28 protein-coding genes, 1 tRNA gene and 1 pseudogene are annotated in these 25,306 nt (G+C 67.9%); 12 read left to right on the forward strand and 18 right to left on the reverse strand.

Going from position 1 to position 25,306, the window contains the following annotated elements; translation table 11 throughout:
- The 3 genes from MLGJGCBP_RS02495 to efeU form a co-directional block, all read right to left on the reverse strand.
- On the reverse strand, positions 1-515 hold a 515-nt coding region (locus MLGJGCBP_RS02495), incomplete at its 3' end, for a Dyp-type peroxidase domain-containing protein (protein ID WP_201452940.1).
- A gap of 2 nt (positions 516-517) precedes the next feature.
- Positions 518-1,657: an iron uptake system protein EfeO gene (gene efeO / locus MLGJGCBP_RS02500; RefSeq protein ID WP_087560091.1), complete on the reverse strand. Its 1,140-nt coding sequence runs from the start codon at positions 1,655-1,657 to the stop codon at positions 518-520.
- A 16-nt stretch (positions 1,658-1,673) separates the two neighbouring features.
- The gene (gene efeU, locus MLGJGCBP_RS02505; protein ID WP_160093932.1) at positions 1,674-2,609 is read right to left on the reverse strand and encodes an iron uptake transporter permease EfeU; all 936 of its coding nucleotides are present in this window, start codon (positions 2,607-2,609) and stop codon (positions 1,674-1,676) included.
- 244 nt (positions 2,610-2,853) lie between these two features.
- On the opposite strand from efeU, the gene MLGJGCBP_RS02510 reads away from it, so the two are divergent.
- The 6 genes from MLGJGCBP_RS02510 (at position 2,854) to MLGJGCBP_RS02535 (ending at position 7,500) form a co-directional block, all read left to right on the forward strand.
- Positions 2,854-3,642 (forward strand): lytic transglycosylase domain-containing protein, encoded by a 789-nt coding sequence (locus MLGJGCBP_RS02510; protein WP_160093933.1) that lies wholly within the window; start codon positions 2,854-2,856, stop codon positions 3,640-3,642.
- A gap of 196 nt (positions 3,643-3,838) precedes the next feature.
- Positions 3,839-5,125, forward strand: coding sequence for a phosphopyruvate hydratase (gene eno, locus MLGJGCBP_RS02515; RefSeq protein ID WP_072940896.1), 1,287 nt, complete (start codon positions 3,839-3,841; stop codon positions 5,123-5,125).
- Positions 5,126-5,158: 33 nt separating this feature from the next.
- On the forward strand, positions 5,159-5,881 hold the full coding sequence (locus MLGJGCBP_RS02520; RefSeq protein WP_087560093.1) for an FtsB family cell division protein: 723 nt from the start codon (positions 5,159-5,161) through the stop codon (positions 5,879-5,881).
- Positions 5,878-6,432 carry a DUF501 domain-containing protein gene (locus tag MLGJGCBP_RS02525; protein WP_087560094.1) on the forward strand — a complete coding sequence of 185 codons (555 nt, stop codon included), beginning with the start codon at positions 5,878-5,880 and terminating at the stop codon, positions 6,430-6,432. Before MLGJGCBP_RS02520 ends, MLGJGCBP_RS02525 begins: the two co-directional genes overlap by 4 nt.
- A complete protein-coding gene (locus MLGJGCBP_RS02530; protein WP_160093934.1) occupies positions 6,429-7,373 on the forward strand; it encodes a Ppx/GppA phosphatase family protein in 945 nt (314 codons plus the stop codon). Before MLGJGCBP_RS02525 ends, MLGJGCBP_RS02530 begins: the two co-directional genes overlap by 4 nt.
- Positions 7,374-7,423: 50 nt before the next feature.
- Positions 7,424-7,500 (forward strand) — tRNA-Leu (locus tag MLGJGCBP_RS02535).
- 14 nt (positions 7,501-7,514) lie between these two features.
- On the opposite strand, the gene MLGJGCBP_RS02540 is transcribed toward MLGJGCBP_RS02535, so the two are convergent.
- From MLGJGCBP_RS02540 to MLGJGCBP_RS51375, 4 genes and pseudogenes are all read right to left on the reverse strand, one after another.
- Entirely contained in the window at positions 7,515-8,096 is a 582-nt protein-coding gene (locus MLGJGCBP_RS02540; RefSeq protein ID WP_236580891.1) for an HNH endonuclease, read from the reverse strand.
- Between the two features lie 71 nt (positions 8,097-8,167).
- A pseudogene (locus tag MLGJGCBP_RS02545) lies at positions 8,168-9,966 on the reverse strand (zinc ribbon domain-containing protein).
- A 447-nt stretch (positions 9,967-10,413) separates the two neighbouring features.
- Entirely contained in the window at positions 10,414-10,914 is a 501-nt protein-coding gene (locus MLGJGCBP_RS02550; RefSeq protein ID WP_236580892.1) for a transposase, read from the reverse strand.
- Positions 10,915-11,207: 293 nt separating this feature from the next.
- Complete coding sequence (locus MLGJGCBP_RS51375; RefSeq protein WP_160093935.1) at positions 11,208-11,396, reverse strand: hypothetical protein; 189 nt, start codon at positions 11,394-11,396, stop codon at positions 11,208-11,210.
- 282 nt (positions 11,397-11,678) lie between these two features.
- On the opposite strand from MLGJGCBP_RS51375, the gene MLGJGCBP_RS02560 reads away from it, so the two are divergent.
- A complete protein-coding gene (locus MLGJGCBP_RS02560) occupies positions 11,679-12,248 on the forward strand; it encodes a pentapeptide repeat-containing protein (protein ID WP_160093936.1) in 570 nt (189 codons plus the stop codon).
- An 86-nt stretch (positions 12,249-12,334) separates the two neighbouring features.
- Here the strand turns inward: MLGJGCBP_RS02560 and MLGJGCBP_RS02565 are convergent, their stop codons facing one another.
- The 3 genes from MLGJGCBP_RS02565 to MLGJGCBP_RS02575 all read right to left on the reverse strand — a co-directional run bounded on the left by MLGJGCBP_RS02565 (position 12,335) and on the right by MLGJGCBP_RS02575 (position 14,099).
- Positions 12,335-13,111 (reverse strand): class I SAM-dependent methyltransferase, encoded by a 777-nt coding sequence (locus MLGJGCBP_RS02565; RefSeq protein ID WP_160093937.1) that lies wholly within the window; start codon positions 13,109-13,111, stop codon positions 12,335-12,337.
- Between the two features lie 17 nt (positions 13,112-13,128).
- On the reverse strand, positions 13,129-13,500 hold the full coding sequence (locus MLGJGCBP_RS02570; RefSeq protein WP_087560264.1) for a hypothetical protein: 372 nt from the start codon (positions 13,498-13,500) through the stop codon (positions 13,129-13,131).
- 155 nt (positions 13,501-13,655) lie between these two features.
- Positions 13,656-14,099: a hypothetical protein gene (locus MLGJGCBP_RS02575; protein ID WP_160093938.1), complete on the reverse strand. Its 444-nt coding sequence runs from the start codon at positions 14,097-14,099 to the stop codon at positions 13,656-13,658.
- A gap of 172 nt (positions 14,100-14,271) precedes the next feature.
- Here MLGJGCBP_RS02575 and MLGJGCBP_RS02580 point away from each other — a divergent pair, with 172 nt between their 5' ends.
- Together MLGJGCBP_RS02580 and MLGJGCBP_RS02585 are read left to right on the forward strand one after the other, a co-directional pair.
- Positions 14,272-14,706, forward strand: a complete 435-nt coding sequence (locus tag MLGJGCBP_RS02580; RefSeq protein ID WP_160093939.1) for a hypothetical protein — start codon at positions 14,272-14,274, stop codon at positions 14,704-14,706.
- Complete coding sequence (locus tag MLGJGCBP_RS02585) at positions 14,703-15,305, forward strand: metallophosphoesterase (RefSeq protein WP_160093940.1); 603 nt, start codon at positions 14,703-14,705, stop codon at positions 15,303-15,305. Before MLGJGCBP_RS02580 ends, MLGJGCBP_RS02585 begins: the two co-directional genes overlap by 4 nt.
- On the opposite strand, the gene MLGJGCBP_RS02590 is transcribed toward MLGJGCBP_RS02585, so the two are convergent.
- The 5 genes from MLGJGCBP_RS02590 to MLGJGCBP_RS02610 all read right to left on the reverse strand — a co-directional run bounded on the left by MLGJGCBP_RS02590 (position 15,277) and on the right by MLGJGCBP_RS02610 (position 19,464).
- On the reverse strand, positions 15,277-16,254 hold the full coding sequence (locus tag MLGJGCBP_RS02590; RefSeq protein ID WP_160093941.1) for a helix-turn-helix domain-containing protein: 978 nt from the start codon (positions 16,252-16,254) through the stop codon (positions 15,277-15,279). The genes MLGJGCBP_RS02585 and MLGJGCBP_RS02590 overlap by 29 nt on opposite strands.
- Before the next feature lie 16 nt (positions 16,255-16,270).
- Positions 16,271-16,810 (reverse strand): MarR family winged helix-turn-helix transcriptional regulator, encoded by a 540-nt coding sequence (locus tag MLGJGCBP_RS02595; protein WP_160093942.1) that lies wholly within the window; start codon positions 16,808-16,810, stop codon positions 16,271-16,273.
- 91 nt (positions 16,811-16,901) lie between these two features.
- Positions 16,902-17,735: a mycofactocin-coupled SDR family oxidoreductase gene (locus MLGJGCBP_RS02600; RefSeq protein ID WP_087560223.1), complete on the reverse strand. Its 834-nt coding sequence runs from the start codon at positions 17,733-17,735 to the stop codon at positions 16,902-16,904.
- Positions 17,736-17,759: 24 nt separating this feature from the next.
- The gene (locus MLGJGCBP_RS02605; protein ID WP_160093943.1) at positions 17,760-18,503 is read right to left on the reverse strand and encodes an SDR family NAD(P)-dependent oxidoreductase; all 744 of its coding nucleotides are present in this window, start codon (positions 18,501-18,503) and stop codon (positions 17,760-17,762) included.
- Positions 18,504-18,528: 25 nt separating this feature from the next.
- Positions 18,529-19,464: a 3-oxoacyl-ACP reductase gene (locus MLGJGCBP_RS02610; protein WP_160093944.1), complete on the reverse strand. Its 936-nt coding sequence runs from the start codon at positions 19,462-19,464 to the stop codon at positions 18,529-18,531.
- A gap of 247 nt (positions 19,465-19,711) precedes the next feature.
- Between MLGJGCBP_RS02610 and MLGJGCBP_RS02615 the strand changes: the two genes are divergently transcribed.
- A complete protein-coding gene (locus MLGJGCBP_RS02615; protein WP_160093950.1) occupies positions 19,712-21,175 on the forward strand; it encodes an MFS transporter in 1,464 nt (487 codons plus the stop codon).
- 71 nt (positions 21,176-21,246) lie between these two features.
- Here the strand turns inward: MLGJGCBP_RS02615 and MLGJGCBP_RS02620 are convergent, their stop codons facing one another.
- Positions 21,247-21,729: a nuclear transport factor 2 family protein gene (locus MLGJGCBP_RS02620; protein WP_160093945.1), complete on the reverse strand. Its 483-nt coding sequence runs from the start codon at positions 21,727-21,729 to the stop codon at positions 21,247-21,249.
- Positions 21,726-22,622 (reverse strand): LLM class F420-dependent oxidoreductase, encoded by an 897-nt coding sequence (locus tag MLGJGCBP_RS02625; protein WP_160093946.1) that lies wholly within the window; start codon positions 22,620-22,622, stop codon positions 21,726-21,728. The genes MLGJGCBP_RS02620 and MLGJGCBP_RS02625 overlap by 4 nt, the downstream gene beginning before the upstream one ends.
- 201 nt (positions 22,623-22,823) lie before the next feature.
- On the opposite strand from MLGJGCBP_RS02625, the gene MLGJGCBP_RS02630 reads away from it, so the two are divergent.
- Positions 22,824-23,717, forward strand: a complete 894-nt coding sequence (locus MLGJGCBP_RS02630; RefSeq protein ID WP_160093947.1) for an IclR family transcriptional regulator — start codon at positions 22,824-22,826, stop codon at positions 23,715-23,717.
- Positions 23,718-23,750: 33 nt separating this feature from the next.
- Here MLGJGCBP_RS02630 and MLGJGCBP_RS02635 read toward each other — a convergent pair whose 3' ends face one another.
- Positions 23,751-24,287: a flavin reductase family protein gene (locus tag MLGJGCBP_RS02635; protein WP_160093948.1), complete on the reverse strand. Its 537-nt coding sequence runs from the start codon at positions 24,285-24,287 to the stop codon at positions 23,751-23,753.
- A 196-nt stretch (positions 24,288-24,483) separates the two neighbouring features.
- Here MLGJGCBP_RS02635 and MLGJGCBP_RS02640 point away from each other — a divergent pair.
- Positions 24,484-25,306, forward strand: an 823-nt coding sequence (locus tag MLGJGCBP_RS02640) for an alpha/beta fold hydrolase (RefSeq protein WP_160093949.1), incomplete at its 3' end; no start/stop codon positions are given.

Raw genomic sequence — 25,306 nt, forward strand, 5'->3', positions numbered from 1 at the left:
GCCCGGAAGTGCGGGAGTTCTTCGAGCGCCGCGGGTTTCTTGGATGCGAACCCGAACCGGTCGTCGAACAGGGAGGGTCCGAACCCGATGGTCAGCGTCAGCTGCGACGCCGCCAGGCCGAGCGCCTCCCCGGTGTCGCTGGGCGGAACGTAGAGGCCGTCGCCGATCGCCCCGTCCGGGGTGGCCTCCTCGCCGGCGGTCATCCGCTCGGCCATCACGGTCCACTTCTTCAGCAGCGCTTCGAGTTCCTCCCGGGACTTCGTGGTGACGTCGAACGCCACGAAGTGCATCCGGTCCTGCGCCGGCGTCACGATGCCTGCCTGGTGTTCGCCGCGGAAGGCGACGACGTCGGCGTGCGAGAACGGCGCTTCGGCGGCGGTGGCGCGGCCGACCAGTGCACCGGCGCCTGCGAGGGCTGCTCCCGCCCCGACGGCGCCGAACAGGCGTCGTCGGGACATGCCCCTGCGCTCGTCCACCGTGGTGGTCGTGTCGGTCGTACCGGTCGGATCAGTCATGGTCATGCGCCCGCTACTACGCCCTGAACCTGGCTGACCTCGGCCGAGAGGGCGTCGATCTTGCGCGACAGTTCCTGGCGCTGTTGTTCGTTGACAGTGTCGTAGAAGACGAACCCGTCACCCTGGCGGTACTGGGCGAGTTCGGTATCGAGGTCCGCGAAACGCTGAGTGATGTTCGCGGCCAGTTCGGGATTGCGTTCTTCGATGATCGGCTGCAGTGCGGCGACCGCGGCCTGCGAGCCGTCGACGTTGGCCTGGAAGTCCCAGAGGTCGGTGTGCGAGAAGATGTCTTCCTCACCGGTGATCTTCGACGTCGAGATCTCGTCGAGCAGCCCCTGCGCGTCGCCGGCGATCTTGGTGGGGTCGATCGCGTAGTCCTCGGCGTTCACCTGGTCGGCGAGGTACTGGACGTCGACGACGAGTTGGTCGGCGATCGCGTTGGTGTCGGGCTGGGGGCCGGTCACCCACAGGTCCTTCTCCAGCCGGTGGAAGCCGGTCCACTCCTGCCCGGGCTCGAGGTCGGCCTCCCGCAGATCGAGCTTGGGGTCGAGTTCGCCGAAGCTCTCCGCCTCGGGCTCGATGCGCTCGTAATAGGTGCGGGCGACGGGGAACAGGGCCTTGGCCTGATCGATGTTGCCGGCCTTCACGGCGTCGACGAACTGCTGCGTGGTGTCCTGCAGGGCGACGACCTGACTGCGGATGTAGCGGCGGTAGCCGTCGGCCGCCTCGGCGAGCTGTCCGCTCTCGTCGGAGGCGCTCATCGAATCGCCGGTGACGGTGAATTCCTGGCGGATGCCGTCGCCGACCATGCCGGGCTTGCACGCGAGCTGGTAGGTGCCTGCGTCGGGCAGCGACACGATGAGCTGACGGGTGAGCCCGGGACCGATGTTCTCGACCTCACCCATCGCCCGGTCGCCCTCCCCGAACACGTAGAACTCGGTGACCTTGCTGCCGTTGTTCGTGACCTGGAACGTGCTGTTCCCGGTCGTGCCGGAGTCGGCGCTGACGTCGCAGGTCTCGTCGCTCGCAGTGACGGTGATGTCGTCGGTGCTCGCCGTCGACTTCTCGGTACAGCCTGCGAGGGCCAGTGGCAGCACGGCGACCGAGGCGAGGGCGAAGGTGGATCGGCGCATGGTCTTCATGGGCGGAAGTTGCCTTTCACGAAACTGTTTCGTCGGGTGAGGGGGACGCAGTGCGCTCGGGGGCCGCTGAGGCCGTCGGGGATGCGGACGGCTCGGATGCGCGTTTGGGTGCGGAGACGGGCCGGAGGAACAGGAACAGGACCACGACGAGGTACACGGCCCAGGCGACCACTTGCAGGACGGTCGGGTCGGGCCGGAAGTTGAAGATGCCCGCCAGGACGGTGCCGTACCAGCTGGAGGCGTCGTAGCTGCCGGAGATGTCGAATGCGAGTGCGGAACCGCCGGGCAGGACGCCGCCGATCTGCAGCGCATGGACGCCGTACCCGAGGATTCCGGCGGCGACGATGATCAGGAAGATGCCGGTGTACTTGAAGAACTTCGCGAAGTCGAGCCGGACGGCGCCGATGTACAGCAGGACGGTGAGGAGCGCGGCCGCGACGATGCCGAGCAGGAGGCCGACGAGGGGCCACGCGCTGCCCGCGGTGTTCTCGGCATACCCGACCATGAGGAGTGCGGTCTCGACACCTTCTCGGCCGACGGCGAAGAACGCGAGCGTGAGCACTGCGATCGGACCGGCGACCAGTGCCTTCTCCATGCCGGCCTTGAGGTCGTGGGAGATGGACCGCGCGGCCTTCCGCATCCACAGCACCATCGTGGTGACGATCGCGACCGCGACGAGGGAGGCGACGCCGGCGATGATCTCGGCGGTCAGTCCGGTGACGGTGGATGTTCCGTAATGGATGACGAGGAAGATCGCCGCCACCATCGCCACGGCGATGCCGACGCCGAGCCAGACCCATTTGAGTGCGTCCTTGCGTTCGGCTTTCACGAGGAACGCGGCGAGGATCATGACGACGATGCCCGCCTCGAGGCCCTCCCGGAGACCGATCAATCCGCTGCCGAACAGCTGGGTGGCGATCGACGGCGCGGTCCCTGCGGCGAGGACGGACATGCACACTCCTGATCGAGGCGGGTCGAGCTGACTGATCAGCAAGGTTGGGTAGGCAACCTTGCCGTAGGCAAGGCGAACCTTAGCCCTCTGCAAAACATACACCGCGCCTGCGCGGCCGAAGAACCCCTCACCAGCACTTTTACAACTCTTTACCTTTGGTGTTTTGCGGTGCCGCGACCCGTATTCGGTGTGGACGCCGTCTCGCCTGGCTGGGATCGACGAGTTCGGTGTGGATGATGGAGACGTGAACCGATATCCCGCGTGGCCGAAACGTCGTTCCCGATGGCCCGGGCCGCTGTTCGCTCTCCTCGCGGCGACGGTGGTCGTGGTTCTCGCCTACGGCGCGTGCTCGCGGGAGCAGCAACCGAGGATCGCGATCCCGGAGGGCATCCCGATCCCGGAGGGCATCCCGCCCGGTCCCGGCGCGGCAACCCCGCCGATCGACATCAACGCACCCGGACGCTCCGCGGATCAACTGCACGAGTGGTCCGCCGGACTGGCCGACTCGATCGGCGTCGGAAATACCGCGCTCGAGGCGTACGGCTACGCGTCGGCGGTGATGGCCGAGACTAAACCCGAATGCGGGATCGGGTGGACCACCCTCGCCGGAATCGCCGGCGTCGAGAGCAGGCACGGCACGCACGCGGGTTCGACGGTCGGGCCCACCGGGCAGGTGACACCCGAGATCCGGGGCATCCCCCTCGACGGCGGACCCGGCGTCGCGGAGATCCCCGACACCGACGGCGGCGCGATGGACGGCGACCCGGTGCACGACCGCGCCATGGGTCCCCTGCAGTTCATTCCCGAAACGTGGAAGAGGTGGGGTGTCGACGCGAACGGTGACGGCGTGGCCGACGCCGACAACATCGACGACGCGTCGTTGACCGCCGCCCGCTACCTGTGCGACCGCGGCGGCGATCTCACCACGCCGGACGGCTGGCAGTCGGCTCTGATGGCCTACAACCTGTCGGGGGAGTACCTCACCCTGGTACGCGACCGGGCGTCCGCCTACTCCGTCGGGGTGCGCCCGTAATCCTCCCACCACCGCGTCGTGACGTGATCGACGCTGCATCGACAGGTGTCGCGCGGGCGGATCGCCGTCGGCGGGGCGCGCCATCCCGCGCGGGTTTCGGTGTGCCGTTACGCTGTGTCCTGGCACGATCTGGTGTCCTGGCACGATCGGACCGGTCGCTGCACAGTGCGAAGGCCAATATAAGGAGAATCAGCAAGTGTCCATCATTGAGCAGGTCGGAGCCCGTGAGATCCTCGATTCCCGTGGTAACCCCACGGTGGAGGTCGAGGTGCTGCTCGACGACGGAAGTTTCGCTCGCGCCGCGGTTCCGTCGGGTGCGTCGACCGGTGAGCACGAGGCCGTCGAACTGCGTGACGGCGGCGACCGGTACAACGGCAAGGGTGTCGAGAAGGCCGTCGAGGCCGTCCTGAGCGAGATCGCTCCGGCCATCATCGGCATCGACGCCACCGAGCAGCGGACCGTCGACCAGGCCCTGCTGGACGCCGACGGCACCCCCGACAAGTCGCGTCTGGGCGCCAACGCGCTCCTGGGTGCGTCCCTCGCGGTCGCCCGCGCGGCCGCCGAGTCGTCCGGTCTCGACCTCTTCCGTTACGTCGGCGGCCCCAACGCCCACGTCCTGCCCGTCCCGATGATGAACATCCTCAACGGTGGCGCGCACGCCGACACGGGTGTCGACGTCCAGGAGTTCATGGTCGCCCCGATCGGTGCCGCCACGTTCAAGGAGTCGCTGCGCTGGGGCGCCGAGGTGTACCACGCGCTCAAGTCGGTGCTGAAGGAGAAGGGCCTGGCCACCGGTCTCGGTGACGAGGGCGGCTTCGCCCCCGACGTCGCGGGCACCAAGGAAGCGCTCGACCTGATCAGCGTCGCCATCGGTAAGACCGGCCTGGTGCTGGGCACCGACGTGGCGCTGGCGCTCGACGTCGCCGCCACCGAGTTCTATACCGACGGCACCGGCTACAAGTTCGAGGGCAGCAACCGGACCGCGGACGAGATGGCGGCGTTCTACGCCGAACTGGTCGACGCCTACCCGATCGTGTCCATCGAGGACCCGCTGGACGAGGACGACTGGGACGGCTGGGTCGCCCTGACCGATCAGATCGGCAACAAGGTCCAGCTCGTCGGTGACGACCTGTTCGTCACCAACCCGGAGCGTCTGGAAGAGGGCATCGTCAAGGGCGCCGCGAACGCGCTGCTGGTGAAGGTCAACCAGATCGGCACGCTGACCGAGACCCTCGACGCCGTCGACCTCGCGCACCGCAACGGCTACAAGACGATGATGAGCCACCGGTCCGGCGAGACCGAGGACACCACCATCGCCGACCTCGCGGTCGCCGTGGGCAGCGGTCAGATCAAGACCGGCGCCCCCGCACGCAGCGAGCGCGTCGCCAAGTACAACCAGCTGCTGCGCATCGAGGAGAACCTGGGCGACGCCGCCCGCTACGCCGGCGAGGTCGCCTTCCCGCGGTTCGCATTCGAAGGCTGACGTTCGACAGTCGAGTTAGGGGTGTTGGGGTAGGTGGCACAACGCGGCAGGCCGCGGTCGTCCGGAGCAAGTCCGGGCGGCCGTGGCACCGGGCGTGGTGAACGGGCCCGCGGAAGCCGCGCGGAGGGCGCTCCCGGAGCGCGACGGCCCCGCACCACCAAGTCGACGACGCCGGGGCAGGCCGACGGCAAACCGGACGCCGTCGACAGCGCCGACACCGGCAAGGTGCTCCCCGGTCGCGCCCGCCCGAGACGGGTGGGCGCGACCGGGGCCACCCGCATACCGAAGTCCGAGCACAAGATCCTCGGGCTGTCGACGGGCCAGGCGCTCGTCCTCGTCATGGTCGTGCTGCTGCTCGCCCTCACCCTCGCGGTTCCGCTGCGCAACTACCTCACCCAGCGTGGGGAAGCGGATCGTATTGCGGCGGAACAGGTTCAACTCGAGAAGGATCTGGCGGAACTGCGGATCCTCGAGGAACGCTATTCCGACCCCGCCTACATCGAGGCGCAGGCACGGGGACGGCTCCGGTGGGTGAAGCCCGGCGACACCCCGTTCCAGGTGCAGCTGCCCGGCGACTACAAGGAGCCGGAGAAGCCGGAGGAGAAGGACGCCGAGATGGCGGGCCCCTGGTACTCCGACCTGTGGAAGACCATTTCAGAACCGCCGGCCGCGCCCGAGGTGCAGCCGGCACCGGCTCCGGCGCCCCCCGTGGTGCCGCCGACCGTACCGCCAGAACCAGGAGAACCCACCGGGTGACCACTTCGTCCGACCCGTCCAGCCCCGTGCCGCAGGAAGACCTCGCCGCCGTCGCCGCCCAACTCGGCCGCGAACCGCGAGGAGTGCTTGAGATCGCGTACCGCAGTCCCGACGGCACGCCCGGCGTCGTGAAGACCGCGCCCAAACTTCCCGACGGAACGCCGTTCCCGACGCTCTACTACCTGACCGACCCGCGACTGACCGCGGAGGCCAGCAGGCAGGAGTCCGCGGGTGTCATGCGTGAGATGACCGAACGTCTCGGGCAGGATCCGGAACTAGCGGCCGCATACCTGCGCGCCCACCAGTCGTATCTCGCCGAGCGCGACGCCATCGAACCCCTGGGAACGGACTTCACCGGCGGCGGCATGCCCGAACGTGTCAAATGCCTGCACGTGCTGATGGCTCACTCTCTGGCGAAGGGGCCGGGTGTCAACCCGCTCGGCGACGAGTCCGTGGCCCTCGCCGCGTCCGCAGCAGGCGGAAAGCTGAGGGGCACCGCGATTCCCGCGGACTGGCCCGGCATCGACGACATCGAAAGCCCCGAGCAGTGACGCGCGTCGCCGCCGTCGACTGCGGCACGAACTCCATCCGCCTCCTCGTCGCCGACGTCGACGACAAGGGCGCACTGCACGACGTCCGTCGCGAGATGCGCGTCGTTCGGCTGGGTCAGGGTGTGGACGCCACCGGGCGGCTTGCGCCCGAGGCCATCGAACGCACCCGCGTCGCGTTGACCGAGTACGCCGGAATGATCGCCGACGCAGGCGCCACCGCCGTCCGCATGGTCGCCACGTCCGCCACCCGCGACGCGTCCAATCGGGAGGACTTCTTCTCGATGACCCGCGACGTGCTGGGCGCCGTCATCCCGGGCGCCGGGGCCGAAGTCATCACCGGCGACGAGGAAGCACGACTGTCGTTCAACGGGGCGGTCGGGGAACTCGATCCCGCCCAGGGGCCGTTCGTGGTCGTGGACCTCGGCGGCGGTTCCACCGAAGTGGTGCTCGGCGACGAATCCGGCGTCCACGCGGCGTTCTCCACCGACATCGGATGCGTGCGCATCACCGAGCGCTGCCTGCACGACGACCCGCCGACACAGGCGCAGATCGAGGACGCCCGGGTGTTCGCGCAGGAACGCCTCGACGAGGCGTTCGCCCGCGTCCCCGTCGAACAGGCCCACACCTGGGTCGGTGTCGCCGGCACGATGACCACGATCGCCGCACTCGCGAAAGAGCTGCCCGAATACGACGCCGAACAGGTGCATCTCTCCCGCATCCCGCTGCCCCGGCTGCGGGAAGTCTGCACCTCGCTGATCGCCATGACCCACACCGAACGCGCCGCGCTCGGCCCGATGCACCCCGGTCGGGTCGACGTCATCGGCGGCGGAGCGATCGTGACCCTCGCCCTCGCCGACGCATTCGAGAAGAAGGCAGGCATCGACCAACTCGTCGTCAGCGAACACGACATCCTCGACGGAATCGCCTTGTCGATCGCCTGAGTTAGGGTGATCTGCGCACGGTCACCGAGCAACACCCTCGGCGGCCGGTAGCCCCTATAGCCCAATTGGCAGAGGCAGCGGACTTAAAATCCGCACAGTGTCGGTTCGAGTCCGACTGGGGGCACCATGAATGCCGCAGCCCTACCCCGCCGCGATGATCTTGTTCGACTTGGTCCGGTTGCACCGCCAGCACAAGGTTTGTAGATTCTCCGGCGCTGTCAGACCGCCCTTGGACACAGGCATGATGTGATCCACCTCTAACAACAGGTGCGGTTCCGCCGACAGGGAAATCGAGCAGTGCCGGCAAGTGTGGTTGTCACGGGTCTTGATCATGTTGCGCAGCTTCGTGGTCATGAGCGCGCGCTGGCCCGCCGCGCTCTTCCGCCACTTGATCTTCTGCGACATTGTCTCGATCAGCACGTCGATCGTCTGCCGGTTGAGAGTGACCGACGATCGCTGGCCGCTGTTTCCACCGGCGCTGACGTACTCGAAGGTATAGACCGGGTACGGCACGCTGATCGGTGACAACTCGACTCCGACGTGCTTCATGAACTCGTCGGAGTAGTGCTCGAGGATGAACTTCGGAGGGTTGACCATTTGCGTGATGCCGGCCTCCCGCTGCTGAATATTCGCGACCGCATCCTCCAGGCGGGTGATGCCGTCCCCGAGGCTCTCCACCTCGGCGAGGTCTTCCTCGTGGGCCCTGATGTCGAAGTACTTCATCAGGTACTTGATCGGGTCGACGCTGGCGTTGCGAACGACCTGCAGCGAGCAGTTGTGAACGTTTGGAGCGTCTACGTAGATCTCGTATTGTCTGTCACTGGTGTGGCGGGCGTGGGAGATGGACGTGTGTCACGGCTACCCGCATCACTTTGCGGTGGTGTGGGTTTGACCGTGTCCCACACCGACGCTTGTGGGGCAGGATCATGCTGTTTCGGAGTCACCCCCACCCGGGGTGTTGTCGTGGGGATGCTGTGGCGGACCCGGCGGTGCCGTGGCCGTGGTGGTGTCGGGCTGGTCTTGTCCCGGGACTTGCGGACCGGTGCGTGCTCGGCGACCCGGATCGCGGGCAGCTGCCCCCGCCGGCGGGCGACTTTGTTTTTGCCGAGCAGCGCGCGTTTGGCCAGGTTTACCCCGGCGATGTGGTCGCGGTTGCCGCCGACCCGGCAACCCGGACACCACGCGGTGTGGTAGCCGCCGGGGCGGGCGAGGGGTTCGTCGCAGCCCGGACATTGTGCGGAGGATCCGCGGGCCGGCACCGTGACCACCGCGACACCCACACCGGCGGCGGTGTGCGTAAGTGCGGCGACGGCCTTGCGGCGGGCCGATTGCGCGGCCCGGTTGTTGTTGACCCGTCCGTGTCCGCGGGTCTCGAGGGTCGTGAGGTCCTCGACCGCGATCACCTGCGCACCCGCGGTGGCGGTGTAGTCGGTGACCTGGCGGGCGAAGTGGAATCCCAGTTCCCGGTTGATCTTCCCGCGCTTGACGCCCACCGCGGTGCGGTGCTCGTTGAGGATGGCGATCTTCTCCTCGAGTTGGGCGCGGACCTTGGGTGGGGCGGTGGCGGCCAGCTTCTCCAACCGGGCCGCCTTGCGGTGCAGTATCTGGCCTTCGGTCTGCAGGCGTGCGAGTTTGGTCCCGAGGCCGCGGTCGTCGTACGTCCAGCCCAGGTAATCCGACAACAGCCCGTCCGAGTTCTCGGTGGTGATGGCGGCGGCGCCGAGTGTGGATGGGGACCAATCCACCCCCACCGCGACGGTCGCCGATCCCAGGTCACCGGCGGGGACGAGTTCGGTCGCGGCGCACCGCCACAATAGACCTTTCCGGTCGAGGACCAGCGTCGGCAGATGCCAGTCGGTGATCGCCCTGCCGTGCAGGTGCGCGGGGATGGTCGCGGTCAACCGGACACCGCGCCACTGCGCCCGCCCTGCCGGGGTTGGACTGATGGGGAGCTTCACCGTCAACACCAACTCACGGTCTGCCGCGGTGAGCTGCGCGAGCTGCCGATCCGCAGCAGACAACCGCGCCATCGCGCTCGTCTGCGGTGGTCCCTGGACGTCGGTGATCCGCAACCGCTTCGGCTGAGCACCGTCGGTGCGGCGGGCGCGTGCGACGAGCTGGCGCCGCACGCCCCGAGCGAAACCCAATGGCACCCAGTCGCCCGGTTCGGTCGGCGGCGCCAGAGTGCCGGTGGACGGGTCGAATCGGGCCGACAGTGCCGTGATCGCGGTGTCCCGGTAGGCGAGGGTCCGCAGGGTGGCCATCACCTGCGCGGTCACCACCCTGCTCACCCGTGAGGGCACGTAGATTCCGTCCGGGTAGTGCGGGTTCCAGCCGAGGCGGGCGGCGGCGACATGACCCTGCACCGGCGGTCCTGCCGGTCGCGACCTGCCGCGAGCACGTCGAACGTAACCGGCTGCCACAACCGCGACACCAACTCGGTGCCGGCACCGGCGATCAGGTCGAGCAGCCACCCCACTCTGGTGTCGACCTCGTCGAGACCAATCTGCTCGCCGGTCGTGTCGTCGACCGCCGCGTGGGCGCGGGTGGTGAACGCGAACTGTCGCGGCGCAGTCGATTCTGGCCCGCTCATGCCGGCCGTTCCGGTGCCAGGCGCAACCCGAATATACTCGGGCTCAATGGTTTTTCGAGAAGAGCCGCCATCCCCGACAACTTCATCAATCTCCCTCTTCCCGCCCTCTGCCACGCCGCCTCTCGCAGGGCCTCGACTGTAACGCAGACCGCGGACACGTACCGCTCGATCCGCGCCACCGGCGCGAACCGGGTCAATTGCTCCCGCCACACCGAACCACCGTGGGCCGGCCCCGGGCGGCGTCGTCGAGCATCCGGCCGTGCCTCGCCTGCTGCTCCTCCGGGACACGAATCGCGATCCTTGCAGATCCGAGCTCTTGCACCAAGAGCGTTCTCCCGCAAGATTGTTTCCTGATTGGTCGGCGACACCTCTTGTGGCGAACGGCGGCGAACACGAGCAATCGGCGATTGTCGGACTTAGTGGTTGGGTTCGTAAATTCGTCGGGGGTCATGCCGCTTCTCGGTTTCGGTCGTGGTGGTCGAGTCGTTCGAGGTGTCGGTGCAGGTCCGCGGTGGTGTAGCGCCACTTGAACGGCACCGCGGTGGCGTTGTACCGGTCCTCGAATTCGCGCAGGCGCCGTTCGACAGCATCGACTTCTTCGAAATCGTTGGGCGACAGCACCTTGCGTTGAATGATCGAGAAGTAGATCTCCACCTGGCTCAGCCACGAAGCGTGCTTCGGGGTATGGATCATCACCGCGTTCGGATACCTCGTGGCCAACCGATCGATCGCGGCCCGCCCACGATGCGAGGACCCGTTGTCGACAACCCAGAACACCCGCTCCGCAGAGGCGTACGGCTGTTGGCGCATGACCTGATTGACCAGCGCGGTGAACGGGGCGATGCCCGTCGTGGTTTCACACCGGCCGAACACCTTCGCCCGGTGCACGTCGTAGGCCGCCAGATATGCCAGTGCCCCACCGCGGCGGTAGTCGTGATTGACGCGCATCTGCCGGCCTGGGCCTGCCGGCTGCGTGTGATGGCAGCGCCGGCGGGCCTGGATGGATTGTTTCGCCCCCGCGAGCGGGAGGGACCCCCAGTCCGCGGAGATCACGTAATCGTCCGCCCCCAGTTCGACTCCGTGTACCTTCGGGCCTAGAGATCGAGGACGACGGCCGCCTTGGTCTCGAACTGCGGGTCCGGACAAAGATCCACGACTGGCACCGCCAGGGTTTGAGGGCATCCCGGTACGGGCTCGCCATCACCACGATGCACCATACACCGGAAAACAACTTGGATCACTCACGGCACATACACCACACCGGCCACAGCAATCCCCGAGGCAACGACACGCCGGCCAGCACGAAAGTCACGCCGATCGGGCACCATCACAGACATGCCGACGCCGCCGGAATCGACGAAGAACTCGCTGCGCTGGAAACTGCTGGATCGGGCCCGGAGCAGGTGGACGCAGCTGTCCACGATCAACACCCGATTCCTTAGCAACTTCGCTTACGTCGACGGGGTGTTGACCGACGGGACAGTGATCCCGTTGATGCGACTGCGGTACGGCGGATCTGCCAGTGTGGGGATTCGTGATCTACCTCGGCAGCACCGGCAAGTACCAGGACTCGGTCCTGCCCAACGGAAACTTCGCCGGCAGTCCCGAGGACGCACCCGACTGCGCATGTGGCCTTTACCTCGGCGACCCGACCGCCCGGCAACATCCCCCGACGAACTTATGAATCAGCCCACTTAGCGGGAGCTTACGGCTTGGCAGCGCTCGCAGACGAGTGGGTCCGCGCCGGTCAGCGCGCGGACGCGCAGACGTCGGTCGATCTGCTGCGAGCCTATCTGCGAATGGGTGTAGAAGAGGGATCCGCCGGACTCAGTGCGCGCGAACGTGAATTACGAAAAGCGTTAGTCGATACGATTGCTCGTCGCGCCGACTGGTGGTTGCGGTCGGTGGGTGCTGACGGCAAGAACGTCTGGGGTCAACTCGATACGGAGCTCGCGGACAGTTGTCTGGTTTCGATCGATCTCAACCGGGCGCACCTTGCGGGCATCCGGTTATCGGGAGCGGATCTGTCCGGCGCAGTTCTGTCAGGAGCAGATCTCGAGAACGGGATGCTGAGTCGAGCGATTCTCGTAAATGCAAAGTGCGCGGGAATCTACGCGCGCGGGGCGGATTTCGAATATCCAGATCTTCGTGGCGCGGATCTGCGCGACGCGAATCTGACCGAAGCGGACCTCAGCGGTGCAGACCTGAGTGGCGCCGACCTGACCGGTGCCCAACTCAGCGGAACGGGCCTCGCCGAGATCAATTCGAAGAGCACAGGCTGAGAGTCCTCACAAAAGGTTCGAGTAGGCGCGGGGGCTCCGTCCCTGACCGAGGAAGCTACGGTCCCACCACAGCCGACGCGTGGCTGTCAGGACGCCCGGACGAGTTCGGCACGCATCTGGGTGAACAGGAACAACCCCGGGCGTCCGGAGATCTGCTCGTACTCGCGTGCGACGTCGTCCATGAACTCGGGGACGGCGGCGTCGTCGAGGTGCGCGGTCCAGTCGGTGGACCCGACGGTGCACCACCGCACGAATTCTTGTCGGGAACCGAAGTCCCACTCGACGTCCCGCACGACGAGGTTCGTGGTGTCGAGTCCTGCCGCCCTCGCGAGTCCGCGGAATGTGTCCGGCTCGACGTGGATGAACGGCGCCGGGAAGTCGGTGAAGAACTCCGCCCACCGTGGGCGGGCCGAGACGGCCATCATCACGTCTTCGACGCTGGTCCGTGGACCGGCGCACACCATCTGGACGATCACCCGGCCACCGTCCACGACGCTGCGGGCGATCGCGGCCAACGCGACCTGCAGGTCGGGAACCCAGTGCAGCGCGTTGAACGACATCGCGACGTCGAACTCGTCGTCGAACGGAAGGTCGCGAGCGTCCGCGATACGGAACTCGGCGCGGGCGCCGTCCGGCACCGCCCGGGACTCGGCCTTCGCGATCATCCGCGGGGAGGCGTCCACTCCGACCACCGAACCGCCGGGGAGTCGCTCGGCGATCCGGAGTGTGACGAATCCGTCGCCGCACCCCACGTCCAGCACCCGTTCAGTGCCGGCGAGGTCGAGCTCGGCGATCGACTGTTCCGCGACGGCGCGCTGCAGTGCGCCGACATCGGCGTAGCCTTCGCCGTCCCAATCGACCACGACGGGCTCCGGTTTTCTCAGGCTCCCTGGTGGTGCGGGCTCGAGTGCGCGCCGCCCCCGGATCGCGCGATGGACGCGCGGACGCGGGCCGTGGCCTGCCAGATCTGGGTGCTGTCGTGCACGCTGATCACCGTAATGCCCTGTTCACGGGCATTCTGAATGGCCTGCGCGTCCTGGGGCGAGCCGACTCCGTCGAGGACGTCCTCGGTGACGATCGCGCAGAGCGCGGGGCCGTCCAGCTTCCGGACGGGCTCGAGTCCGTGGACGACCATCCACTGCTTGACCATCGCCCAGTGCGACACCTCTTTGTACCGGGTGGGGTTTCCGATGAAGAGAACCCGACGGGAGCGGCGGGCGCGAGCGATATCGATGTGCGTGACGGTAGCCATGGCGGAGGGTTCCTGTCCGTTGCGGGATTCCGTACTGTCAATCCCCACTCGCACCGGTTTCGTTACGCCCCCGCCCCAGGAAGTTCGCCGGTCCCGCATACGTGAGTGCGAAAGAGTGCTCGAACACGCTTTGCCGCTCACGTATGCGGGGGCCGTCAGCTCCCGAACGGGCTGCCCGACGAGCCTCCGCCGCCCGGTCCGGACGTGTCGGTGACGGTGACGGTGGTGGGGTCCTCGGTGCCGTTGGTCAGCGGCGGAGCGGTGCCCCACTGCTCGAAAGATGGAATGCTCGAGCAGGACCATTGCACCGTGTACTCGCCGGGATCGACGGTGGCCCGGAGTTCGCCGTCGTCGCCGCCCATCACGACGGTCGGGCCCACGACGGCGGCGGGCGTGGTTCCCCGTTCGGGGAGGACGTTCATCAGGCACAACACCGCGCCGGGGACGTCGTACCGGACCTCCATGACCACCGCATTCCCGTCGTCGGTGATGTCGACGGTGATGTCCTCGGGTGCCGCGGACGCCGTGGGGGCGGCGAGTAGACCCACGCCGGTGACTGCGGCGGCAATTCCTACGGTTCGTGCGATCGTGACCTTCATCGGTGCATCCTTCCGGACTGCTCGGTTGCCGGTTTTGAATACGAGCCAGGAGCCACCCGGGAGTATCGCACCTCCAACCCCGATCCGCTGGGACGCGAAAGGTGGAACACTGCTGGTCTGGGAGTTCTCAGCGTGTCGATCCGGCACCCGGTGATAAGAAGGAGACGGCGAAGTGCTCGGACGGAAGAACTACACGCAGGACGAGATCGATCACGCCGAGGCGTCCATCGCGGAGCAACTCGCCGCGTACACGTCGCTGACGGGAGCGATCGCGGGCGAGGTCACTGGCAAGAAGGTCTTCGCCGCACTGGAGGACTTCGAGCCCCTGTTCTTCGGCAACATGGTCCTCGCGCTGGACCGCTACTTCGTCCACCGGGTGCGGGCGGTGACGGGTAAGGACGCGAACCCGCTCAACGAAGTCGAGATCATTGCCGACTCGCTGATGAACAACGGCGGCGTCCTGCGCGGCATCAACGTCCTCGCGTACGTTCCCGGCAAGTCCGTTCTGAAGCTCGAGATCGGCGATCCCATTCGGGTGAGCGCCGACGATTTCACACGTTTGTCGGCAGCGTTCTTCGCGGAGCTGCGGTCGCGGTTCCTGGCATGACCGTGTGGTTCACGTCCGACCTACACCTTCGGCACGAGCGGCTGGTGGAGATCCGGGGCTTCGACGCGGAGATCGACGCGCACGACGAATCCATCCTCGACGCGATGGGCGCCGCCGTCGGGAGCGGGGATCAACTGTGGATACTCGGCGACGTCACCGTCGGAGGTAAGGCCGCCGAGGACTGGGCGCTCCGCGCGCTGGACGAGTTCGCGCGGAAACGGAACGTCGAGCTGCATCTGATCCCCGGCAATCACGACTCGTGCCACCCGATGGCGAATCGCAACAGCCACCTCAGGCAGCGGGTCTTCCTGGACACATTCGCGTCGGTGCAGCTGTTCGCGCGACGGAAGATCGCCGGCCGGACGGTGCTGCTGTCCCATTTCCCGTACACCGGCGACCACACCGAGGAAGACCGGGGCGTGAAATACCGCCTGCAGGACGGGGGAGACTGGTTGCTGCACGGGCACACTCACCAATCCGCCGTACTGGACGCGGTCGTTCATCCGCGGCAGATCCACGTCGGCTGGGACAGTTGGCGCAGACCCGTCCACGTCGACGAGATCGCGGAGATCATCGAATCCGAGGCTCCGGCTCCGTGAGCGCGGCGGCCGCGGCGCGATAGGTACCGGGCGTCGATCCGTGGGTGGCCTTGAACAGCCGGGAGAAGTGGGCGGCGTCGGCGAAACCCCAGCGGGCACCGATGGCCGAGACGGTCAGCTCGCGGTACCGGGGGTCGGCGAGATCCCGACGGCACTGCTCGAGGCGGCGGCGCCGAATCCATCCGCTCACCGTGACGCCCTCGGCCTCGAACATCTTCTGCAGGTGCCGCACCGAGATGTGATGGGCGGCGGCAATCGACTGCAGATCCAGTTCCCGGTCGGCGAGCCGCTCGTCGATGAACGCGGTGACCCGGGCCTGCAGTTCGTCCCCGCGCGACCGCGGAATCAGCCCGTCGGCGAGGTGGAGTTGCTCCGCGAACGCCGCCGCGACGAGGTCGAGGACGGCGTCGCCGAGATGCAGCGCGACGGTAGGGGAGGCGTCGGCGATCTGCTCGCCGAGCCCGCGCAACAGGGGCGTGACGACGGCGCCGAGCCCCTGCCTGCCCGACACCCGGCGCGCGGTGAGCTGGGCGATGCCGTCGGACGGCACGCGCAGGAGATGCCGGGGGAACATCACGACCAGCATCCGGAACCGGTCGTCGAACGACAGCTGATACGGGCGGGTCGTGTCGTAGATCGCGAAGTCGCCCGGGGTGAGCGCGGCTTCCCGGCCGTCCTGGGTGAGGACGCAGCAGCCGCCCACCTGCAATCCGAGTTTGAAGTAGTCGGGGTTGGCGGCGCGGATCGTCCGCGGCGTGCGCCGAATGACGTGCGGGGCGGCCGTGACCTCGCTGATCCGGACCGCCCCGACCGTCGCGCCGCGCACCACGCCGCGGAAGTCGTCGTGGTCCGCCGACGTCATCTCGAGGGGGACGAACGCGTCGCTCACCGACTCGCGGAACTCGTCGAACGAGACGAGACGCTGTTCCCCGGGGCTGCTCACGGCCATCACCTGCTCGCCACGGCTAGCTGCGTTTGACGGCTTCGCGGGCGGCGGTGCCCGACGCCATCTTCTCCAGCAACCCGATCAGGACGACCCGCTCCGACGGTGTCAGCGTCTCGGTCCACGTCTGCTCGCGCTTGTTGTGCGCCGAGTACGTGCTGACGATGGCCTCGCGCCCGGCGTCCGTCAGCTCGAGGTCGACCGCCCGGCGGTCGCCGGCCGACGGTCGCCGGGTCACGAGCCCGTCGCGCTCGAGCGTGTTCACCAGGGCCGACACCGCAGACCTGCTCATCCCGGACAGCGACGCCACCCGCTTGGCCTCGCATGGTCCGGCGAGCCACAACACGAACAGCACCCGGAACCCCGGCCAGCTCCACCCGCTCGGCCGGTGGACCGTCGCCTCGAGGTCGTAGACGAGGGCGCTCGTCACCCGGTGCAGCGCGAGCACCAGTCGCATCGACACCGGATCGACCTCGGGCAACTCGTCTACGGTTTTGCCCACCGCGAAGTCCATGAAGGACAGGAAGTCCAAAGTGCTCTGGTCGGTCGTCTCCTCGGGCATGGGTTCAGACTAGCGCCGAAACGGACATGGTCAAAGCCTTGATCAACCTGCACCCGTGAGTACTTGTCAACGTCGGGCGGTTAATAAGTACTCACAGGCCGCGGGCGGCAGTACCCGCGTCGACGGGGAGGACGATGCCGCTGATGTGCGCGCTGGCCTCGGCGCCGAGGAACAGCACGACGCGGGTGATCTCGGCGGCGTCCAGCCACGGCACGGGCTGGGCGTGCAGGCTGCGGAACACCGGTTCCACATCCTCCGCGGCGGGTGCCTCCAGATCGGGACGCATCATCCGGTAGAGGGCGTCGTTGTGGATCATCGGTGTCGAGATATTGCCCGGCGCAATCGCGTTCACGGTGATGCCGTGCGGAGCGAGATCGAGCGCCGCGCTCTTGGTGAGTCCGATGACGCCCCACTTCGACGCCGCGTACGCCGCCATGTTGGTGCTGCCGGCGCGGCCCAGCATCGACGAGATGGTGACGATCCGGCCGTATCCCCGCCGGATCATGCCGGGTGCCACCGCCCCTACCGTGTTGAAGACGCCGGTGAGGTTGGAACCGATCGCCTCCGACCACTGTTCCTGCGTGAGCGACTGCACCGGGGCGGCCACGGAGACGCCGGCATTCGCGACCGCGATGTCGATTCGCCCGAACTCGGACTCCGCCTCCGCGACGAGTGCGTCCATCGCGGCCCGGTCGGCGGTGTCCGCCTTGGTGGTGAGGCACCGGCGGCCGGCGGCGCGCACCAGTTCGGCGGTCTCGTCGAGGTCGGCGGCGGTGGCGAGGGGGTAGTTCACCGCCGGGCTGTCCTCGCAGCGGTCGCACAGCACGATGTCTGCCCCGCGTTCCGCCAGTGCGACCGCGTGGCTGCGTCCCTGGCCGCGGGCACCGCCGGTGATCAGGGCGACTCGGCCCTGGAATTCGTTCATCGTCTTCTCTCCTGTCCGGGCGGATCAGCGCAGCTTGATGCTGCCGCCGTCCGCCATCAGTGTCTGGCCGGTCATGTATCGGGAATCGTCGGACGCGAGGAACACGGCGACGGGCGCGATGTCGGTCTCGGGGTCGCCGATGCGCTGCAGCGGAACCTTCGCGACGGACGCGGCGGCGCGGTCGGGGAACCGTTCCTGCCAGGCGAGGACGCCCTCGGTCGCGGCGAACGGGCAGATCACGTTGACCCGGATCTGATCGGCCGCCCATTCGTTGGCCGCCACCCGGCTCACCCCGCGAATCGCTTCTTTCGCGGCGGCGTACGACGTCTGGGTCGGCATCCCGTCGAGTCCGGACCCGGACGCGAAGTTGATCACCGAACCGTTCGCCGCCTTCAACTGCTCGTAACAGGCCTGCATCAGGTGCACCACGGGATAGAACCCGGTCCGGAACGAGAGGTCGAACATCTCCTGGGTGTGGTCGATCAGCAACGCCTGCCGCGACGCGTGGGCGTTGTTGACCAGCACGTCCACCGATCCGAACGCTGCGACCGCGGCGTCCCGGATCTGCTCGGCGGACTCGCGCCGGGAGATGTCGGCGTTCAGGAAACGGGTGGTCGGTCCCAGTTCCTGCTCGAGTTCCCGGCCGCGTTCGTCGTCAATATCGACGAACAGGACGTTCGCGCCCTCGCGGACGAACACCGTCGTGACGGCCCGTCCGATGCCGCCGGCGCCGCCGGTCACGATCGCCGTCTTACCGTGCAGCCTCATCGTGTGCTCCTTCTGTGATCGCGGCTCAGGCACCGGCGAGGTCGCCGGTCGCGAGCGCGGCCTTCTCCAGTTCGGCGACGCTGAACGCCGCGTAGTTCTCGTACGGTCCGCGACCGGCGAAATACGGTGTGAGGAGGCCGTCGAGCTCCTCGGCTGAGAACGCGGAACCCGCTGCGTCGAAGCGGTTCTCGACCTTCGGTGCCTCCATGAGCGCGACCATCTTGCCGTAGACGACGAACACCTGCCCGGTGATCTCGTCGGCGGCGGGGGAGGCCAGGTAGTGGACGAGGGTGGCGACCCGTTCGGGGGACAGGGGGTCGAGGCCCGTCTCGCCCGGGTTCTCGCCGAACGCGTCGGCGGTCATGGCCGTCCTGGCGCGCGGGCAGATCGCATTGGCCCGCACCCCGTAACGGGACAGTCCTTGTGCCGTCGACAGTGTGAGCGCCGTGATCCCGGCCTTCGCGGCCGAGTAGTTCGGCTGTCCCGCCGATCCGAACAGGAACGCCTCCGACGACGTGTTGACGACCCGCCCGTACACCGGACCGCCGGCGGCCTTGCTCGCCGCGCGCCAGTGCACGGCCGCGGCGCGGGACGTGGCGGCGTGGCCCTTGAGGTGGACGCGGATGACGTCGTCCCAGTCGGATTCGGTGAGGTTGAAAATCATCTTGTCGCGCAGGATTCCGGCGTTGTTGACGAGGATGTCCATCGATCCGAACGCGCTGACGGCCTCGTCGACGAGGCGTGCGCCGAGCGCCCAGTCTGAGACGTCACCGGTGACGGCGACGGCCCGGCCGCCGGCCGCAGTGATCTCCGAGGCGACTTCGTGCGCACCGTCGCCCATGTCGTTGACGACGACCGCGGCTCCGGCGGCCGCGAGTGCGAGGGCCTCGGCCCGGCCGAGGCCTGCGCCGGCGCCGGTGACGACGGCGGTGCGTCCGGTGAGGCTGAGTGATTCCGTCATGGGAACTCCTGATCCGCGAAGAGAAAACTAGATTTCATTCTAGTTGTATCGCATGAACTACTGATCAGTCACTATGTTGGCGAAATATTGTGCAGGAATGTTTTCTACTACTGTCGCCGCTTTGCGTCACCGTGCACCGGCTGCGGGCAGGTCTCGGTGAGTGGGAACTGTGGTCGGCGTCACTGGGCGCCATGCCAGGTTGGGCGTGCTGATCCACTCGAATCCCCCGGAGCCACATATGCATAACATGCCCCTGTCCCCAGGTGAGGCGGAGCGCGCACCGCTCTCACGCGGGAAGTCGTTCGCCCTCCTGGCCCTGATCATCCTCCTGGTCGAGGTCATCCCACTCGCCTACAACTTCGTCACCCCGGCGCTGCCGGAGATCGCGAAACACTTCGGCACCGCGAACGTCGGCTGGGTGATCACGATCGTCACGCTTATGCTCGCCGCCTCGACTCCGCTGGTCGGCAAACTCGGCGACATCTACGGCAAGAAGCGGATGATGCTCGTGTCGGCCGCGGTATTCGGCGCCGGATCGCTCCTCGCAGCGCTGGCCCCCACGTTCGAACTGTTCCTCGTGGGCCGCGGCCTCCAGGGTGCCGGCATGGCGATCCTCGTGCTCGCCTACGGGCTGATCCGCGACATCCTGCCGCCGTCGATGATTCCCGTGGCGGTGGGATTCGTCGCCACGGGTATGGGGGCGAGCACCATCCTCGGCCCGATCATCGGCGGCTATCTCATCGACCACTTCGGCTACACCGGCGTGTTCTGGGCGCAACTTGCCCACGTGGCGGTCGTCGGCATCGCGGTCGCGGTCTTCGTGCCCGAGACCACCCTGCGCACGAAGTCGAAGCTCGACGTGCTCGGTGCGGTCATCCTCGGACTCGGCGCCTTCGTGCTGCTGTTCGGCATCGGCAAGGCCGCCACCTGGGGATACACGGACCCGCAGACACTTCTGTGCGTGGGCGGCGGTCTCGCCGTTCTCGCCGGATGGCTGGTCTACGAACGCACGCCGAAGGAGCCGCTCATCGACCTGCAGATGCTCCGGCACGGCCCCGTCGCGAAAACCCTGGCGGCCAGCGGTTTCGTCCAGTTCGTCCTGGTCAGCCATTCGATGCTCATCCCGATGTTCGTGATGACCGATCCCGGCCTCGGTCTCGGCTACGGATTCGGTGTCACCGCCCTCGCCGTGGCCGTCTACACCGTCCCCACCGGCATCATGTCGATGATCGCCGGTCCCGTCGGCGGGTACTTCACCCGGCGCATCGGCCCCGCGCCGGTTCTGGTGTTCGGTGGCGCCGCCCTGTCGCTCGGGTCGGTCCTGCTCGCCACCCTCCACGACTCGACCGTCCAGATGATGTTCGGGCAGTTGGTGATCGGCCTCGGGCTCGGTTCCGCGTCGGCGACGTTGCCGAACCTCATCATGCGCACCGTGCCCGCGCAGACGCAGGGGATCGCCGGCGGGATGCTGAACCTGTCCGGTTCGCTGGGCAGTGCGATCGGCAGCCAGATGATGATCGCCATCGTCGCGATCCCCGGTGTCGTGCTGGTGGGCCGCGCCGCGCAGTACTCCGAGAAGGGATTCGTCTACGCCTTCTTCACGCTGGCGGTCTCCGGACTGCTGGCCGCGGTGATGGGACTTCTCCTCACCCGCAACAAGATCGAGCGCCCGGCCGACACGGCCGTGGCCAAGTCGGAGATGGTCGCCTGACCGTCGCCCGCCGCACGAGGACGAGGCCCGCAGCACCTGCGGGCCTCGTTTCCGTGCAGCCGAAGCCGTGCTCAGTGGCGCACCCCCGCGGCCAGCAGGGTGCGCGCCTCCTCACGGCCGTCGAGAAGCCGATTGACGCGGCGGGTCACCTTCCACTCGCCGTCGATCTTGGCGAGCTCCCACCGGTTTGCGGTGATCCGGTGAACCCGGAACCCGGCGTCGTCGTGAATGATCAACTGCGACTTGCACGTCGCCACCGCGGTGTCGCCGTCGACGCGCACGTGCCCGGGCTCGAGCATGTGCGCGCAGCCACCGCCGATCCAGCCCTGATGCGCCTGCGACTGCACCATCGCCGTGATGGCCGCATGCCCGCGCATTACCCCGGTGTCCACGTCGTACACGCCGTCCTCGGTCCACAGACGCGCGACGGCGTCGGCCGACCCGCTGTCGATGGCGGGGCCGTAGGCGGTCATCAGCTCGAGGATGGCGAGTTTGTCCTCGAGGGCGGTGACGCGTTCGGCGAGTGTGCGGAGGAGTTCTTCGGTGCCGGTCATGGGCGGATCCTGTCTTCGGTCGTGGTGCGGAAGGAGAGGCCGAGGGTGTCGCCCAGCTGCCGGAGGGCCTCCAGTTGCTCGCAGTAGTGGGTAGCGCTGGTGGACGCGAGGGTGGCGCTGACGACGGTGGTGCCGGCCTCACGACGTTTTTCGAGGGAGCGGGCCACGGTGTCGGGGGAGCCGATCGGATCGAGCGGGGCGCCTGCGCTGAGGACCACCTCGAAATTCTCGGGGACGTCGACCCGCGCGAGCAGCGCGCACAATTCGTCGAGCGACAGACCGAACGGCACCCAGCCGTCGCCGAGCGTCGTCGCGCGGCGCAGGGACCGCAGTGTGCGTCCCCCGATCCACAGCGGGACTCGCGGCTGGACGGCGTGCGGTTCGACGACGACGCCGTCGAAGTCGTAGAACGGGCCGTGGTACTCGGGCCGGGGTTGCGACAGGGACGCGCGCAGTGCGGCGAGGGCGTCGTCGGCGCGGGCACCCCGGTCGTCGAAAGGCGCGCCGAGCAGGTCGAATTCCTCGCGCAGGCTGCCCACGCCCAGCCCCAGTACGAGCCGGCCGCCGCTGACGACGTCGAGCGTGCCGTAGCGCTTGGCGATCTCGAGGGGGTGGTGATAGCCGAGCACCAGGACCTGCGTGGCGAGGCGGATGGTCGTCGTGTGGGCGGCGAGGAACCCGAGAGTCGCGAGCGGGTCCCAGTAGGTGCCGCCGCGTTCGACGGCGACGTCGGTGGGGATGGCGACGTGCTCGCTGCAGGTGAGGTGGTGGTAGCCGAGGCGGTCGGCGGTCCGGGCGATCGCGGTCAACTCCGCGATGCCGGCGCCGCGTTCCCAGTCCGCGCGGACTGCGGGGTGCGCGATGACGATGGGCGGCGCGATTCCTATGTGCATCAGTTCGTAACTCCGCTCTCGGGGTCGTCTGTCGTCACCGTTGTAGTGGAGGCACCCCGCGGGGTGCGCGGGCATTCCCGGTGACCGGGCGCGGTGGTTGTCCGATTCCTTCCCCGCGGCGGGCGCGGCTGTTAGTATTTTAAGAATTCATTTCAGTTTTTGTCGGACGCATGCGTGTGACCAGGATATTTGGAGGCGTCGATGACTGTCGTCGATTCGGATGATGCACTGTCGGTACCCGCTGCGAAGAAGGATCTGCCGCCGTCGATGGTGGAACGGATGACGCTCATCCTCGACGCGTTCGACGGCCGGACGTCGCGCCTGACGCTCGAAGAGGTGGCGTGCCGCACCCGGCTGCCGCGGTCCACGGTGCACCGCATCCTCGACCAGCTCGTCCGGCTCGACTGGGTCGACCACGCCAGCTTCGGCTACTGCCTCGGACGGCGGGCGATGGGACTCGGCGGCGGCGACAACGGGCACAGCCAGGTCCGGGCCGCGGCGGCCCCGCTGCTGCACGAGCTGCACATGCAGACCGGGATGGTCGTGCACCTGGCCGTGCTGGACGGCGCGGAGAGCGTGTACCTGGACAAGGTGGGCGGGCGGATGGCCGCGACCCTGCCGTCCCGGGTGGGCGGGCGCGTGCCCGCCTACACGACGGCGGGTGGCAAGGCGATGCTCGCGTGGGTCGACCCGGAGCAGGTGGACGGAATGTACGGGCCGCGGCTCAGCCGGAGCACGGACCGCACGATCACCGAACTGTCCACGCTGCACCAGGAGCTCAACCGGATCCGGCAGCGCCGCGGGCTCGCCTTCGAGCGCGGTGAGGCGGTGCGCGGAATCGGGTGCGTCGGCGTCGCGGTCCGCAGCGCCGACGGACCGGTGGCCGGCATCTCGCTGTGCGGTGATGCGCGCACCGTCCAACTCGAGCGCGTCGCCCCGCTCGTCGTCGACGCCGCCCGGGAAGTCACCCGGACGCTGCACCCCGAACTGGGAACGCCCCGTCGCGGCCGCCGGACCCCGGAGATCCGGGACAGCTCGTGGTCGACCGAGACCCTCGACCAGCTCCTCGCGGTGCAGTCGGGCCAGTGGCTCTGACGCCCGTGCGCGGTTGACGAGTCCCTGGACTCGTTACGCACGCACGGGCAGCGGAGCGGCATCGAGACCGAAACCGCCCCGGAAGAACACCATCGGACGCTCCTCGCAGACCGATTCGAGTTCCCGGACGCGTCCGATCACGACGTCGTGATCGCCGGCCGTGTGCACCGACTGCACGTCTGCATGCACACGCACCAGGACCCCCGGCAGCGACGGCGTCGACCACCGCGACGGCTCCCACGCGAGCCCGTCGAACTTGGCACCCCGGCTCGAACCGAACCGGGCACAGAGGTCCGTCTGGTCCTCGCGCAGCACGTTGATCGTGAACCGCCCCGACCGCCGGATGCGTGGCCACGCCCGCCCGCGGTGATCGGCGCAGAACAGGATCAGCGGCGGCTCCAGCGACACCGACGCGAACGACTGGCACGTGAAACCCACCGGGCCCTCCGTGTCGAGCCCCGTCACCACCGTCACGCCGCTGGCGAATTGTCCGAGGGCCCGGCGCATCTCGTCCGGTGACGGTGCGTGCGGGTGTGCCGCGGGCTTGTTGCCGGCCGGTTCGGTTGCCATCAGACCGCCTCCGATTGCTCTGCGTCGCCGACCGATTCGGCGATCGATCCCGAGGCTAGGGACGCCTCCGAAAGGCCACGAGATGCCGTCTCGGTCAGTGGAAGTCCCCGCCCGGACCATGCCCGGGAGGGGTGGTGTCTCGCTGACCGGGATCGCTCCTGTCCGAGCCGGGACCACGCTGGCAACGTGATCGACCATGACGACTGACTCGAGTTACGAGGGCACCCTGAAGGAGCTGAAGACCGACCTCGGCGTGCTTCGCTACCACGAGGCCGGCGACGGTCCGCCTCTTCTGCTGCTGCACGGCTCCGGCCCCGGCGTGACGGGGTGGCGCAACTTCCGCGGCAACCTCGGCGTCTTCGCCGAGCACTTCCGCACCTTCATCCTGGAGTTCCCGGGATTCGGGGTCAGCGACGACTTCGGTGGCCACCCGATGCTCACCGCGGGCGACGCGGTGCTCCGTTTCCTCGACGGGCTCGGACTCGACGAGGTGGCGGTGCTCGGAAACTCGATGGGCGGCATCGTCGGCACCCAGTTCGCCATCGCGCACCCGGACCGCGTCGCCAAGCTGATCACCATCGGCGGCATCGGCAGGAACCTCTTCAGCCCCGGTCCCGGCGAGGGCATCAACCTCCTGATGGAATTCACCGACGACCCCACCCGGGAACGACTGATCGCGTGGTTGCACTCGATGGTGTTCGACCCCGCCATGGTCACCGAGGAACTGATCGAGGAACGCTGGACGCAGGCCACCGACCCCGAGACCCTCGCCAGCGCCCGCAAGATGTACAGCAAGGCCGCGTTCGAGGCCGGCGCCAAGGCGGCACTCGCGTCCGACGCGACCCCGTACTGGGCCCAGCTGCACAAGGTGACGGCGCCGACGCTGCTCACGTGGGGTCGCGACGACCGGGTCAGCCCGCTGGACATGGCGATCCTCCCGATGCGGTCGATCCCGCGGGCGGAACTGCACGTATTCCCGAACTGCGGGCACTGGGCGATGATCGAGCAGAAGACGGCGT

The sequence above is a fragment of the Rhodococcus sp. T7 genome (genome assembly GCF_009872365.1).
In the GTDB taxonomy this organism is placed as follows: Bacteria; Actinomycetota; Actinomycetes; order Mycobacteriales; family Mycobacteriaceae; genus Rhodococcus_F.

What these genes read in the sequence shown, in the direction of transcription:
- efeO (WP_087560091.1), bottom strand. Translation starts at nt 1,657, where the DNA reads ATGAAGACCATGCGCCGATCCACCTTCGCCCTCGCCTCGGTCGCCGTG.
- efeU (WP_160093932.1), bottom strand. Translation starts at nt 2,609, where the DNA reads ATGTCCGTCCTCGCCGCAGGGACCGCGCCGTCGATCGCCACCCAGCTG.
- MLGJGCBP_RS02540 (WP_236580891.1), bottom strand. Translation starts at nt 8,096, where the DNA reads ATGAAGTACTTCGACATCAGGGCCCACGAGGAAGACCTCGCCGAGGTG.
- MLGJGCBP_RS02550 (WP_236580892.1), bottom strand. Translation starts at nt 10,914, where the DNA reads ATGCGCGTCAATCACGACTACCGCCGCGGTGGGGCACTGGCATATCTG.
- MLGJGCBP_RS02570 (WP_087560264.1), bottom strand. Translation starts at nt 13,500, where the DNA reads ATGGCTACCGTCACGCACATCGATATCGCTCGCGCCCGCCGCTCCCGT.
- MLGJGCBP_RS02575 (WP_160093938.1), bottom strand. Translation starts at nt 14,099, where the DNA reads ATGAAGGTCACGATCGCACGAACCGTAGGAATTGCCGCCGCAGTCACC.
- MLGJGCBP_RS02585 (WP_160093940.1), top strand. Translation starts at nt 14,703, where the DNA reads ATGACCGTGTGGTTCACGTCCGACCTACACCTTCGGCACGAGCGGCTG.
- MLGJGCBP_RS02590 (WP_160093941.1), bottom strand. Translation starts at nt 16,254, where the DNA reads ATGGCCGTGAGCAGCCCCGGGGAACAGCGTCTCGTCTCGTTCGACGAG.
- MLGJGCBP_RS02595 (WP_160093942.1), bottom strand. Translation starts at nt 16,810, where the DNA reads ATGCCCGAGGAGACGACCGACCAGAGCACTTTGGACTTCCTGTCCTTC.
- MLGJGCBP_RS02600 (WP_087560223.1), bottom strand. Translation starts at nt 17,735, where the DNA reads ATGAACGAATTCCAGGGCCGAGTCGCCCTGATCACCGGCGGTGCCCGC.
- MLGJGCBP_RS02605 (WP_160093943.1), bottom strand. Translation starts at nt 18,503, where the DNA reads ATGAGGCTGCACGGTAAGACGGCGATCGTGACCGGCGGCGCCGGCGGC.
- MLGJGCBP_RS02610 (WP_160093944.1), bottom strand. Translation starts at nt 19,464, where the DNA reads ATGACGGAATCACTCAGCCTCACCGGACGCACCGCCGTCGTCACCGGC.
- MLGJGCBP_RS02615 (WP_160093950.1), top strand. Translation starts at nt 19,712, where the DNA reads ATGCCCCTGTCCCCAGGTGAGGCGGAGCGCGCACCGCTCTCACGCGGG.
- MLGJGCBP_RS02620 (WP_160093945.1), bottom strand. Translation starts at nt 21,729, where the DNA reads ATGACCGGCACCGAAGAACTCCTCCGCACACTCGCCGAACGCGTCACC.
- MLGJGCBP_RS02625 (WP_160093946.1), bottom strand. Translation starts at nt 22,622, where the DNA reads ATGCACATAGGAATCGCGCCGCCCATCGTCATCGCGCACCCCGCAGTC.
- MLGJGCBP_RS02630 (WP_160093947.1), top strand. Translation starts at nt 22,824, where the DNA reads ATGACTGTCGTCGATTCGGATGATGCACTGTCGGTACCCGCTGCGAAG.
- MLGJGCBP_RS02635 (WP_160093948.1), bottom strand. Translation starts at nt 24,287, where the DNA reads ATGGCAACCGAACCGGCCGGCAACAAGCCCGCGGCACACCCGCACGCA.